The organism is Shigella flexneri 2a str. 301 (genome assembly GCF_000006925.2).
Classification (GTDB): Bacteria; Pseudomonadota; Gammaproteobacteria; order Enterobacterales; family Enterobacteriaceae; genus ECMA0423.
Window position 1 is genome coordinate 4,427,261 of the sequence record NC_004337.2, and the last position, 12,844, is coordinate 4,440,104.

10 protein-coding genes, 2 pseudogenes and 1 other annotated feature are annotated in these 12,844 nt (G+C 52.8%); of the genes and pseudogenes, 3 read left to right on the plus strand and 9 right to left on the minus strand.

Features of this window, described 5'->3' with window-relative positions:
- Positions 1-39: 39 nt before the first annotated feature.
- Positions 40-384, minus strand: a complete 345-nt coding sequence (gene cybC, locus SF4254; protein ID NP_709965.1) for a soluble cytochrome B562 — start codon at positions 382-384, stop codon at positions 40-42.
- Between the two features lie 182 nt (positions 385-566).
- Entirely contained in the window at positions 567-1,919 is a 1,353-nt protein-coding gene (gene pmbA / locus SF4255; RefSeq protein NP_709966.1) for a peptidase PmbA, read from the minus strand.
- 93 nt (positions 1,920-2,012) lie between these two features.
- Between pmbA and yjgA the strand changes: the two genes are divergently transcribed.
- Positions 2,013-2,564, plus strand: coding sequence for a hypothetical protein (gene yjgA, locus SF4256; protein NP_709967.1), 552 nt, complete (start codon positions 2,013-2,015; stop codon positions 2,562-2,564).
- Between the two features lie 82 nt (positions 2,565-2,646).
- Here the strand turns inward: yjgA and yjfG are convergent, their stop codons facing one another.
- The gene (gene yjfG / locus SF4257) at positions 2,647-4,020 is read right to left on the minus strand and encodes a ligase (RefSeq protein ID NP_709968.1); all 1,374 of its coding nucleotides are present in this window, start codon (positions 4,018-4,020) and stop codon (positions 2,647-2,649) included.
- A gap of 175 nt (positions 4,021-4,195) precedes the next feature.
- Here yjfG and fbp point away from each other — a divergent pair, with 175 nt between their 5' ends.
- On the plus strand, positions 4,196-5,194 hold the full coding sequence (gene fbp / locus SF4258) for a fructose-1,6-bisphosphatase (RefSeq protein NP_709969.2): 999 nt from the start codon (positions 4,196-4,198) through the stop codon (positions 5,192-5,194).
- Positions 5,195-5,219: 25 nt separating this feature from the next.
- Positions 5,220-6,646 (minus strand) — a mobile genetic element.
- Here the strand turns inward: fbp and SF4259 are convergent.
- The 5 genes and pseudogenes from SF4259 to SF4263 all read right to left on the minus strand — a co-directional run bounded on the left by SF4259 (position 5,234) and on the right by SF4263 (position 11,282).
- Positions 5,234-6,580 carry an insertion sequence IS4 transposase InsG gene (locus SF4259; protein ID NP_709970.1) on the minus strand — a complete coding sequence of 449 codons (1,347 nt, stop codon included), beginning with the start codon at positions 6,578-6,580 and terminating at the stop codon, positions 5,234-5,236. Its footprint overlaps the feature before it by 1,347 nt.
- Before the next feature lie 19 nt (positions 6,647-6,665).
- Positions 6,666-7,661: pseudogene (locus SF4260) on the minus strand.
- Positions 7,648-8,673, minus strand: coding sequence for a transport system permease (ytfT, locus tag SF4261; RefSeq protein NP_709972.2), 1,026 nt, complete (start codon positions 8,671-8,673; stop codon positions 7,648-7,650). Before ytfT ends, SF4260 begins: the two are co-directional and overlap by 14 nt.
- A gap of 10 nt (positions 8,674-8,683) precedes the next feature.
- On the minus strand, positions 8,684-10,186 hold the full coding sequence (gene ytfR / locus SF4262; RefSeq protein ID NP_709973.1) for an ABC transporter ATP-binding protein: 1,503 nt from the start codon (positions 10,184-10,186) through the stop codon (positions 8,684-8,686).
- A 139-nt stretch (positions 10,187-10,325) separates the two neighbouring features.
- Positions 10,326-11,282 (minus strand): annotated as a pseudogene (locus tag SF4263).
- Between the two features lie 309 nt (positions 11,283-11,591).
- Between SF4263 and ppa the strand changes: the two are divergent.
- The gene (gene ppa / locus SF4264; RefSeq protein ID NP_709975.2) at positions 11,592-12,122 is read left to right on the plus strand and encodes an inorganic pyrophosphatase; all 531 of its coding nucleotides are present in this window, start codon (positions 11,592-11,594) and stop codon (positions 12,120-12,122) included.
- A 379-nt stretch (positions 12,123-12,501) separates the two neighbouring features.
- On the opposite strand, the gene ytfP is transcribed toward ppa, so the two are convergent.
- Positions 12,502-12,843, minus strand: a complete 342-nt coding sequence (ytfP, locus tag SF4265) for a hypothetical protein (RefSeq protein NP_709976.1) — start codon at positions 12,841-12,843, stop codon at positions 12,502-12,504.
- Between the last annotated feature and the right edge of the window lies 1 nt (position 12,844).

Consider the following 12,844-nt stretch of genomic DNA (forward strand, 5'->3'; position numbering starts at 1 on the left):
ATTAACGATACTTCTGGTGATAGGCGTTGCGGGTCGTTTTCAGTTGCTCTGCAGCAGCCTGCGCTTCTTTTTACCTTCATTTGCCAGCTTCAGCGCGTCGTCAATCTGACCGACCAGAATGTCGAAACCGTGGCGGAAATCTTTCATTTCCGGGCTGTCCGGTGATTTATCTTCGAGCTTCGGCGGCGTTGCTTTTTGCGCATCCAGCGCTGCGGCGCGCATCTTCGTTAACGCGTCTTTGACTTGCGCCGCGTTATCCGCTTTTTCGATCACTTTTAAATTGTCGTTGAGGGTTTCCATATTGTCTTCAAGATCAGCGGCAAACGACGCAGAACTGAATACCAACGAGGAGACTGCAAGAATAGCTAACAGGCTTTTACGCATTGCTCACTTCCTTTTTTATTTACACTTCATCCTTCACACTGCCTCATCGACGGCTACGCTCATTCGCCCGGGTCACGTACTGCGAGTACGCTCCCCGGCCCTCATTCACTTTCCGTCTCGATGCAGTGCGAATGATTTTGTGTAATTTTTTAGTTTATAGCGCGGCAGGTCGCGCCAGTTTTTTACTGCCCGGCGATTTTCATCTCCGGCAACAGCACAGAACCACACTGTATATTACTGCGTGTTTCAATATCGTTACCGACGGTGACAATATTGCGCCACATATCTTTTAAATTACCTGCGATGGTGATTTCACTAACGGGATACTGAATTTCGCCATTCTCTACCCAGAAGCCCGCTGCACCACGGGAATAATCACCGGTAATGGCACTCACGCCCTGGCCCATCAGCTCCGTCACCACCAGCCCGGTGCCCATCTCTTTGAGCATTTGTTCGAAGCTTAGCCCTTGTCCGGCAATCCGCCAGTTGTGAATACCGCCCGCATGTCCGGTGCTTTTCAGCCCCAGTTTCCGCGCCGAGTAGCTGGTCAGCAGCCACTGAGTCAGGATGCCATCTTTAATAATATCGCGACGCTCGGTGCGCACACCTTCGCTGTCGAATGGCGTCGACGCCAGCCCTTTCAGCAGATGCGGATGCTCTTCAATGGTCAGCCAGTCCGGCAGAATTTGTTTACCCAGCGAATCCAGCAGAAAGGTAGATTTACGGTAAACCGAGCCACCCGCTATCGCCCCCACCAGATGGCCAAAAAGCCCGGTTGCCACTTCATTGGCAAAAATGACCGGCGCTTTCATGGTGGAGAGTTTACGCGGTGACAGGCGCGATAAAGTACGGCGAGCACAGTCGGCCCCGACCCACTCTGGCGTTTGCAGATCGCTCATCGCGCGGCCAATGGTGTAGGCGTAATCACGCTCCATATCGCCATTTTCTTCGGCAATTACACAGCTGGAGAGCGAATGACGCGTTGAGCAGTAACCCTGCAACATGCCGTGGCTGTTGCCAAAAACTTTGACACCGTAGTGGCTGTTAAAGCTGCCACCTTCGGTATTGGTGATGCGTTTGTCCGCCTGCAATGCCGCCTGTTCTGCGCGGGCCGCCAGTTCAATGGCTTCATCCGGGGAAACTTCCGCAGGGTGGAACAAGTCGAGATTCGGTGCGTCAAAGGCCAGCAGCTCTTTGTCTGCCACGCCGGCACAGGGATCTGGCGAGGTATAACGGGCAATATCCAGCGCCGCCTGTACGGTGCGGGCAATGGCCTGCGGGCTTAAATCGGTAGACGATGCGCTACCTTTACGGTTCTGGTGATAAACAGTGATCCCCAGCGCGCCATCACTATTGAATTCAACATTCTCCACTTCACCATAACGCGTGCTTACGCTAATGCCGGTGGTCTTGCTGACGGCAACTTCCGCACCGTCCGATTTGCCTGAGGCCAACTCCAGCGCAGTGGAAACTGCTTCTTCCAGAATCTTGCGCTGCGCTTCAACTTGAGAGATTACTTTCATTGCAAGTGCCATAATGTAGAGAGTTTCTCTGAAGTCTAACAGAGAACCGTTTTTCAGTGCGCATCTTAACTGGTAACATTAGCCTCTTTTTTTAAGGAGCCTGAGATGACTAAGCAGCCCGAAGACTGGCTCGACGACGTTCCCGGTGATGACATCGAAGACGAAGACGATGAAATTATCTGGGTCAGTAAAAGTGAAATTAAACGTGATGCCGAGGAGCTAAAACGCCTTGGCGCGGAAATTGTTGATCTGGGGAAAAACGCGCTGTATAAGATCCCGTTAGATGCGGATCTGCGCCCGGCTATTGAGCTCGCCCAGCGTATTAAGATGGAAGGTCGCCGCCGCCAGTTGCAGCTCATCGGTAAGATGCTGCGCCAGCGCGACGTAGAGCCTATTCGTCAGGCGCTGGATAAGCTGAAAAACCGTCACAACCAGCAGGTGGTGCTGTTCCATAAACTGGAAAACCTGCGCGATCGTCTGATCGATCAAGGTGATGACGCCATCGCTGAAGTATTGAATCTGTGGCCCGATGCCGATCGTCAGCAACTGCGTACACTGATCCGCAACGCGAAGAAAGAGAAAGAAGGGAATAAGCCGCCGAAATCCGCACGCCAGATTTTCCAGTATCTGCGCGAACTGGCGGAGAATGAAGGGTAATTTTCGTTGTTGATGTGAGTATGGTTTGCCGGATGCGGCGTAAACGCCTTATCCGGCAATGCTATATCAGGCTGAAGCCGAATTACTGCGCAGCTTCCGCCTTCTTCGCCAGACCATCCAGCAGTTTCTGATGGATCCCACCAAAACCGCCGTTGCTCATCACCAGAATATGGTCGCCTGGCTGAGCGGTTTTCACCACCATATCTGCCAGCGTATCCACATCGCCACTCCAGTGTGCAGGCTGAACGCAGGCTTCTGCCACTTCTGCCACCTGCCACGGAATATGCGCCGGTTGCAGCAGGAAGACTTCATCAGCACGACCTAATGAAGGTGCCAGATCGTCTTTGCAGATCCCCATTTTCATGGTATTCGAGCGCGGTTCCAGCACAGCAATAATGCGCGCCGTACCACCAACTTTGCCACGCAGCGCCGCCAGCGTTGCCAGAATCGCCGTCGGGTGATGGGCAAAATCGTCATATACCGTGACGCCATTCGCTTCACCACGCAACTCCAGACGGCGACGAGCATTAATAAACGAACCCAGCGCGTTAGCGGCATCTGCCGGCGCTACACCAACATGGCGAGCCGCTGCAATCGCCATCAGGCCATTGTGCATATTATGTTCGCCTACCAGCGACCATTTCACTTCGCCCACTTTTTCGCCATCCAGCAAAACTTCCCATTCGGAAGCATCGGTGGTCAGCTTTTTCGCCTGCCAGTGACCCTGCTCACCCACCAGCTCCTGCTCGCTCCAGCAGCCCATCGCCATGGTCTGTTTCAGGTTGATGTCATTTTCCGGCCAGATAATACGGCCCTGCCCCGGAACGATACGCACCAGATGGTGGAACTGTTTCTGGATCGCTTTCAGGTCGTCAAAGATATCGGCGTGATCGAACTCAAGGTTGTTGAGGATCAGCGTACGCGGGCAGTAATGGACAAATTTAGAGCGTTTGTCGAAGAAGGCGCAGTCGTACTCATCCGCTTCGATAACAAAGAAGTCGCTTTCGCCCAGACGCGCCGAAACCTCAAAGTTCCCCGGCACACCGCCGATCACAAATCCCGGTTTGTAACCACACTGTTCCAGAATCCAGGTCGCCATTCCCGCGGTGGTGGTTTTGCCGTGTGTACCGGCAACGGCCAGCACCCAGCGGTCGCGCAGCACAAAATCGTGCAGCCACTGTGGACCTGACATATAAGGGATGTTTTTTTCCAGTACCGCTTCCACACACGGATTTCCACGGGTCATGGCGTTGCCAATAATCACCAGATCCGGCTGCGGCTCGAGCTGGCTGGCATCGTAACCCTGAATCAGCTCAATGCCTTGCTTCTCAAGTAAGGTGCTCATCGGCGGATACACATTGGCGTCCGAACCCGTTACTTCATGGCCTAACTGGCGCGCCAGCATCGCCAGACCGCCCATAAATGTGCCACAAATTCCTAAAATATGAATGCGCATACGTCACTATCCTTTTTTAATCTGCCGCTCATTTTACGCATATGTCGGGCAAGTGAGAAACGCATTTCAGGATAATCCGCAATTTGCTGGCGCGATTCACCTGAGCGCAACATTGAGATTATTTGTTAAGATTGTTGCGGTCGCTTTACTCCATAAACATTGCAGGGAAAGTTTTATGAAAACGTTAGGTGAATTTATTGTCGAAAAGCAGCACGAGTTTTCTCATGCTACCGGTGAGCTCACTGCTTTGCTGTCGGCAATAAAACTGGGCGCCAAGATTATCCATCGCGATATCAACAAAGCAGGACTGGTTGATATCCTGGGTGCCAGCGGTGCTGAGAACGTGCAGGGCGAGGTTCAGCAAAAACTCGACTTGTTCGCTAATGAAAAACTGAAAGCCGCACTGAAAGCACGCGATATCGTTGCGGGGATTGCCTCTGAAGAAGAAGATGAGATTGTCGTCTTTGAAGGCTGTGAACACGCAAAATACGTGGTGCTGATGGACCCCCTGGATGGCTCGTCCAACATCGATGTTAACGTCTCTGTCGGTACCATTTTCTCCATCTACCGCCGCGTTACGCCTGTTGGCACGCCGGTAACGGAAGAAGATTTCCTCCAGCCTGGTAACAAACAGGTTGCGGCAGGTTACGTGGTATACGGCTCCTCTACCATGCTGGTTTACACCACCGGATGCGGTGTTCACGCCTTTACTTACGATCCTTCGCTGGGCGTTTTCTGCCTGTGCCAGGAACGGATGCGCTTCCCGGAGAAAGGCAAAACCTACTCCATCAACGAAGGAAACTACATTAAGTTTCCGAACGGGGTGAAGAAGTACATTAAATTCTGCCAGGAAGAAGATAAATCCACCAATCGCCCGTATACCTCGCGTTATATCGGTTCACTGGTTGCGGATTTCCACCGTAACCTGCTGAAAGGCGGTATTTATCTCTACCCAAGCACCGCCAGCCACCCGGACGGCAAACTGCGTTTGCTTTATGAGTGCAACCCGATGGCATTCCTGGCGGAACAAGCGGGCGGTAAAGCGAGCGATGGCAAAGAGCGTATTCTGGATATCATCCCGGAAACTCTGCACCAGCGCCGTTCGTTCTTTGTCGGCAACGACCATATGGTTGAAGATGTCGAACGCTTTATCCGTGAGTTCCCGGACGCGTAATCTCCTGCGCCTCTCCACACGGAGAGTAATGCCAGTCAGTTAAGCAACTGACTGGCTCTTTTTCGGGGCTGTGGGGTATTTCCAGGGCCTCTCCTTTACCACTCTCGGGAAGGCCCTTCCCCTTCTCGTCGGTAATTTCACAAGTTGTCCCATACTTGCAAGATCGCTCATCAGCTCCGGTATACGTCCCGGTGAAGCGCCCTGCAATGTCATCAGCATTCTCATCACCATTCCGCATGATTCTGAGAAACTCAGTTGATTCGGCCAGTAACCTTTCAGATGTTCCGCCATTTTAATCATCTGATATCTCACCAGATTATAAGCCAGTAAGACACCCCACAGCTCTTGCTCCACAAGCTCCGGCTTTTTACTTCTCAGCGTCAGCCTGCTCAGTTGCATCGTCTGTTTTATCTCCCTGTATCCCAGTTCGATTTCCCAGCGATTACTGTACAGATCCGCCATTTCTCCTCCGGGGAAGCGCATGGCGTCCGTCATCGACGTCAGCAGATGGCAGACTTTTCCTTTGCGCGTCACGGTCAGCAGGCGGGCTGTCACTTCATTTCCCAGTCCCGGCCACTTTTTTCGTGCCTGCGGGCTGGTTTTCAGCTTCACCAGATGATCGCCTTTACCCAGTTTTCTGAGCTCTTCATATTGCGCTCCCTTTCTGAGAGGTATCATCCAGTGGCGGTGTTCTCCCGCCAGGCTCCAGCCATTTAACAGTCCCAGTGAGTAATAACCTTTATCCATTAACGTCAGAGTGTTATCGCCGGTTTGTCCTATAAGTTGCTCAGCAAGCTCATTTTCGCTGTTCTTCATCGTGCCGAAGGCTGCAGCCGTCAGCAGATGGCTGGTCAGTTCCATCTGGCAGACCATTTTGACCTGCGGGTAGAGCGCCGGGTTCCCGGCATGTGTCTGGCGGGGGAAGGCTGCATCGTTCTCTGGTGTATCCGGTGTGCGCCAGAACACACCATCGATGGCCAGCAGGGTCAGGCCGCACCAGTGCGGATGCGGCGTGGCGTTATGCCAGAGCTGCGCTGTTTTCGTGAACATGCGGCGGACAGCCTCACTTCCCAGGCGCTGGCGGGCCTGAATAACGGCACTGGGGGCAACGAAGGGGCGATTGCCCGGCAGCATGATGTCCAGGCGATTCACAATCTGGTGAAGAGGTTCTTTACGCTCAAGCACCATGCCAACAATACACCAGACCATCATTTCGAGGGGAAGACGGCGCTTGCGTAGCGTTACAGTACCTGATTCGGCAAGGCAACGAGAGATGAGTTCGGGGGCGAGGTAATCCCCCAGAGAAGTCAGTGGGTTACGCAGAGAATCGTAACGGGATACCAGATCAAGAGCCTGTCCAATGTGCATAAAAAAATCCGGAAACAAGTGAGCGTTTCCGGATTCTTACACAGCCACTGGATCGGTCAACTGATCCTTAACTGATCGGCATTATCCACACGGAGAGGCATTTTTATCGCTGCGCAATGTTGACTCTTGTCACTGGCGAACTCTGACGATTCTCCCACAGCACCGTTAACCCACGCTGTAATGCTATAAAAATAAACAACAAAATACCGATGGCGATTTTCGTCCACTAGGAACTCAGCGTGCCGTCAAAGTTGATGTAAGTCTGGATCAGTCCCTGAATTGCCACGCCAAAAAGCGTCCCAAGCACCGTCCCGACGCCACCACTTAACAACGTACCGCCAATCACCACCGACGCGATGGCGTCCAGTTCCACACCTACGCCCGCCAGTGCATATCCGGCTTGGGTATAAATCGAGAAGACAATCCCCGCCAGTGTTGCCAGTCCGGTGGAGAGCATATAAATGCGAATAGTGGTGCTGCGAGTAGAAATCCCCATCAGGTTCGCCGACGTCGCGTTGCCGCCAATAGCGTACACCTGATTGCCAAAACGGGTACAATGCGCAAGGAAAATACCGATAACCACCACCGCCAGCATCAACAGCCCCATCGCACTAAGGCGACCGCCGCCGGGGATTTTCCACGCAAGGCTTGAGAGCGTGTCATAAATGGGATGGTTTATCGGAATCGACTCTTCCGAAACGAGATAGCTGACGCCGCGCAAAAAGAACATCCCCGCAAGCGTAATGATAAATGCCGGGATCTTCAGGGCGTCGATCAGAAGCCCCATAAATGCGCCGAAGGCACAGCCCATCACCAGCACTAGCGGAAACGCCAGCAGCGGCGAGAGGCCGAAATCGCCAACCACTTTTGCCAGAAACACGCCAGTAAAGGCGATCACCGAACCGACGGAGAGATCGATACCGCCAGAGAGGATCACAAAGGTCATGCCAACGGCGATTATCCCAAGAAAGGCGTTATCGGTCAGGATATTGCAGATCACCCTTGTGGAAGCAAAACCGGGAAACTGGGTCAGGCAGTAGAGATAGCCCAGCACAAAGACGCCGATGGTGATCATCAGCGGCAAGTTACGTTTTATCATGGCTACGTACTCCTTTAATCAGACTGATAAAGCGTTGCGACTGAACAATCAGCACACAAAGCACCACCACCGCTTTCACCACCTGGTTCATCTCCGGCGGAAAGCCCGAAAGCAAAATTCCGGTGTTCATCCCCTGAATAATCAGCGCCCCCACTACCGAGAGCAGCAGGTTAAAGCGCCCGCCCATCAGCGATCCGCCGCCAATCACCACCGCGAGAATGGCGTCCAGCTCCAGCCATAATCCGGCGTTGTTGGCATCGGCACCGCGAATATCCGCCGCCACGATAATGCCCGCAATCGCCGCACATAGCCCGCTCAACACGTAGGTGAGCATGACGATGATTCGCGTGTTTACCCCGGCATTTTTTGCCGCCCGAATGTTGATACCAACGACTTCGATAAACATCCCCAGCGCCGTTTTGCGGGTCAACAGCCAGAACAGGAGAAGCGTCAGCACCGCGATAATGACCGGCGTTGGCAGGAACAACAGCGATCCGCTGCCAAACCATGAGAGATCCGGCGAGTTAAACGTGACGATCTGCCCGGCGGTGATCAGTTGCGCCACGCCGCGCCCGGCGACCATCAGGATCAGGGTGGCGACAAACGGCTGAATTTTGAGGATCGCTACCAGTATGCCGTTCCACAATCCCGCCAGGATGCCGGTGCCCAGGGCGCTTAACAAAACAATCGGCAGGCTGAATCCCGCGACCGTCATCGCAGCCGTTGTGGCTCCGGCGATAGCCATCACCGCCCCCACAGAGAGATCGATACCACCGGTGGCGATCACCAGCGTAATACCAATCGCCAGTAACGCAACGGGAGCTGCACGGTTAAGAATGTCGATAGGGCTACCGAACAAACGCCCATCCTGAAGCACCACCTGCCAGAAATGCGGGGCTACCAGGCTATCGACCAGCAGCACCAGCAACAGTGCCGCCAGCTGCGGCATCCCCGTCGGCCAGTGAAAACGCCTTTTTGGCGGCGTAGTGTCAGGGAGAGATTGAGGCATCACACTGTTCTCCTTACGCCGCAATGGCGTTCATGATCGCCGGAACGGAAAGCTGTGCCAGCGGGATCTCCGCCACCTGTTTGCGATCGCGCATGATGATCACCCGGTCGGCATAGCCCACCAGCTCTTCCAGTTCGGAGGAGATCACCAGCAGCGCCAGACCGTCAGCACACAGCGTTTCAATCAGGCGGATGATCTCGGCGTGGGCACCAACATCAATGCCACGGGTTAGCTCATCAAGGATCAGAAATTGCGGTCGGGTCAGTAGCCAACGTGAAAGCAGCACTTTTTGCTGATTGCCACCGGAGAGAAATTCAATCGGTTGTTCAGTTGAAGGTGTGCGAATGCCAAGCTGGCGGATAAAGCGTTCGGCAATCTCTTGCTGCTCTTTGCGGGAAATGGGTCGTAGCCAGCCGCGCTGGGCCTGGAGAGCGAGGATGATATTTTCCCGCACCGAGGCGGCGGCGATGATGCCATCGGTTTTCCTGTCTTCCGGGCAGAATCCGATGCCCAGTACTGAAGCCTGATGTGGCGATCGCAGGGTTTGCGGTTTGCCTTTGATCAACGCCGTGCCGCTGTCAGCAGGTTTGATACCGAAGATCACTTCGGCGGTTTCGGTACGTCCGGATCCCAGCAAGCCAGCCAGACCGACGATCTCGCCGGGGCGCACTTCGAGATCAAACGGTGCTATCGTTCCTTTTTTGCCGTAATTTTTGAACGCGGCAACGGGTTTGTCGCTCAACAATGTTCGCCCGGCACGCTGTAGCGCGTGGGTATCCAGCTCGCGCCCCAGCATCATTTTTACCAGTTCGATCTGCGGTAGCTCGCGCGTTTCCCGACAGCCTACGAAACTGCCGTTGCGTAAGACGGTGATCCGATCGCTGACCTGATAGACCTGATCGAGAAAGTGAGTGACAAAGATCAGGCTGACGCCGCGATCGCGCAACTGACGCATCAGGCCAAATAATAGCTCCATTTCCTGGGTGTCGAGGCTGGCGGTGGGTTCATCGAGGATCAGCACTTTGGCGGAGAGATCGATAGCCCGGCAAATGGCGACGATTTGCTGCATCGCCACCGAAAAACGGTTAAGCGGTTCGCGCACGTCGAGGGAGAAACCGTAAGATGCCATCAGTTCGGTGGCGCGCTTTTCCATCTCTTTACGGCGTAGAAGGCCGAAACGTTTGGGTTCGCGACCTATGAATAGATTATCAGCAACCGACATATTGGGTAGCAGGTTGACTTCCTGATAGACGGTGCCGATACCGAGTTGTTGTGCATGGGCGGTATTTTTCGGTGAGATAGTCTGGCCTTCCAGCCAGATGGTGCCGCGATCGGCGTGGTATACACCAGTTAATGCTTTGATTAGCGTTGATTTTCCCGCCCCGTTTTCACCAAGCAGCGCCATGATTTCGCCACGGCGCAGGCTGAAATCAACGTTGTCTAACGCTTTGACGCCGGGGAAAAATTTACTTAATCCTTCGGTGCGGAGGATCTCCTGGTGTTGGTCGGTCGTCATGGTTTCCCCCGGTGTAAAGCGTGCTCCCAGTAGGCATGATAAGACGCGGTAAGCGTCGCATCAGGCTTCAGTGCACCATCGCCGGATGCGGCGCGAGCGCCTTATCCGGCCTACGAATCGGCATCAGGCATAGCAACCCTCAATACCCCATATTTTTCTTCTTCTCTAACTCTTCTTTTGCGGTATCAGGCAGGTAAAGGGTGGATTTGGTTAACGTCAGCTTTTCAGGCATGGTGCCGTCTTTTTTGTATTTCTCCAGCGCATCGAAAGCGGGTCCCGCCATGTTCGGCGTCAGTTCAACACTGGCGTTCGCTTCGCAATCCATCATCGCTTTGTAGATGTCCGGTACACCGTCAATGGAACCCGTGAGGATATCTTTGCCCGGTTTCAGGCCCGCTTCTTTAATTGCCTGAATTGCACCAATCACCATGTCGTCGTTATGGGCGTAAACCATGCAGATGTTTTTGCCGTTGTTTTCCGCTTTGATAAAGCTCTCCATGACTTCTTTGCCTTTACTGCGGGTGAAGTCACCTGACTGCGAGCGGATAATTTTGATATTTGGCGCATTCTTAATGGCTTCGGCAAAGCCTTTCTTACGGTCAATGGCGACGCTGGCCCCAACGGTGCCCTGCAGCTCCACCACGTTGCATGGTTTGCCATTCACTTCTTTTACCAGCCAGTCACCGATCAACTTACCTTCGAGGATGTTGTCGGCAGTAACGGTGGTCATATAGAGAGATTTGTCTTTCACATCGATGGAACGGTCGAGCAAGAAGACCGGGATTTCGGCATCTTTCGCCTCTTTTAATACCGGTTCCCAACCCGTCGCAACCACTGGAGCGATAAAGATCGCATCCACCCCTTATGCAACGAAGGAACGTACCGCTTTAATCTGGTTTTCCTGCTTTTGCTGACCATCGGCAATTTTCAACGTAATTCCGCGTTTTTCGGCCTCACTTTTCGCCACATTGGTTTCTGCGGCGCGCCAGCCGGATTCCGATCCGACCTGCGAAAATCCTACGGTTAATGGAGCGGCCAACGCCATAGACGACATGGCTGCCGAGACTGCAGAGACTACAAGTAAGCGTTTCCACATAGGGTTGTCCTCGTCGGGGTAATTATTATTGGTGAAAAGATGTTCGCGAAAAAACTATAGACAATTCGTTATGTAACGGATTGCGTTACATCACACTTCAAAAAAGTAAATAAAACGTTAATCACAAGTTTGTAATCGCTTTCATCTCACTATGAAAAATGCGGCTACGGTTATGGATTTTCCTGCTCTGTATACCGTCTTAAAACTGGCGAAAAAGGAAAATGAAGACGAAAACAAGCAAAGACATTCGGCGCGAGTTGGCTATAATACTTGGCACTTGTTTGCCACATATTTTTAAAGGAAACAGACATGAGCTTACTCAACGTCCCTGCGGGTAAAGATCTGCCGGAAGACATCTACGTTGTTATTGAGATCCCGGCTAACGCAGATCCGATCAAATACGAAATCGACAAAGAGAGCGGCGCACTGTTCGTTGACCGCTTCATGTCCACCGCGATGTTCTATCCGTGCAACTACGGTTACATCAACCACACCCTGTCTCTGGACGGTGACCCGGTTGACGTACTGGTCCCGACTCCGTACCCGCTGCAGCCTGGTTCTGTGATCCGTTGCCGTCCGGTTGCCGTTCTGAAAATGACCGACGAAGCCGGTGAAGATGCGAAACTGGTTGCGGTTCCGCACAGCAAGCTGAGCAAAGAATACGATCACATTAAAGACGTAAACGATCTGCCTGAACTGCTGAAAGCGCAAATCGCTCACTTCTTCGAGCACTACAAAGACCTCGAAAAAGGCAAGTGGGTGAAAGTTGAAGGTTGGGAAAACGCAGAAGCCGCTAAAGCTGAAATCGTTGCTTCCTTCGAGCGCGCAAAGAATAAATAAGTTCTTCTAGCGCAATAACCCTGAACGCCGGGCTTCGGTTAGTAAGGGTTTTTTTATGCCCGCGATAAATAAACTCTCTATTCCACCATCATTATTCTCAGCGGTTGCAAGGCTTGAACGGTAAGAACAAGCAAACCCGACCACCATTTTGCTGTTCATAGCCACTTGCTGGAAGTTAGCCGACCTCACTCATACTCACCGTTCAAAGCGTGCCCCCGTTTTACCCCTGCACATTTGTGAACGCCAGCAGAGTTTTTTATGCGATTGCAGATATGGAAAGCGGCTCGGAGAGAAAAGCAAAAGATGGAAAAGTTACAAAAAAAAATCGCGAGATACATCGCATAAAACAACGCCACCCGAAGGAGGCGTGCTTTTATTATTACTTATCCCTGTCTAACCAGTCGCCGCTTTCAATTAGCTTTAATCCATCGACGGGTCGTTGATAAACGTACATCCATGCACTCCCATACGGCGTCTGAATCAACTGGCGCGCGTATTCACCGCCCCTGGTGCGCAAGGCATCAAGTTCGGCCAGCGTGGCGTTGTCAATACGATAAACTTCACCGTGTACCGTTCCGTTCCCCGGAACTGCGCCTGGATAGTGGCCCAGGCTATACAACTGGTAGTTATCGATACTGAAATCGCCCAGTAACTGGGCATTGGTCATCCAGTGACTGTTGCCTTGTTTGTGGCGTAAACTGCCGTAGACAAATATTCGCATT

What these genes read in the sequence shown, in the direction of transcription:
- cybC (NP_709965.1), bottom strand. Translation starts at nt 384, where the DNA reads ATGCGTAAAAGCCTGTTAGCTATTCTTGCAGTCTCCTCGTTGGTATTC.
- yjfG (NP_709968.1), bottom strand. Translation starts at nt 4,020, where the DNA reads ATGCGCATTCATATTTTAGGAATTTGTGGCACATTTATGGGCGGTCTG.
- fbp (NP_709969.2), top strand. Translation starts at nt 4,196, where the DNA reads ATGAAAACGTTAGGTGAATTTATTGTCGAAAAGCAGCACGAGTTTTCT.
- yjgA (NP_709967.1), top strand. Translation starts at nt 2,013, where the DNA reads ATGACTAAGCAGCCCGAAGACTGGCTCGACGACGTTCCCGGTGATGAC.
- ytfR (NP_709973.1), bottom strand. Translation starts at nt 10,186, where the DNA reads ATGACGACCGACCAACACCAGGAGATCCTCCGCACCGAAGGATTAAGT.
- pmbA (NP_709966.1), bottom strand. Translation starts at nt 1,919, where the DNA reads ATGGCACTTGCAATGAAAGTAATCTCTCAAGTTGAAGCGCAGCGCAAG.
- ppa (NP_709975.2), top strand. Translation starts at nt 11,592, where the DNA reads ATGAGCTTACTCAACGTCCCTGCGGGTAAAGATCTGCCGGAAGACATC.
- ytfP (NP_709976.1), bottom strand. Translation starts at nt 12,843, where the DNA reads ATGCGAATATTTGTCTACGGCAGTTTACGCCACAAACAAGGCAACAGT.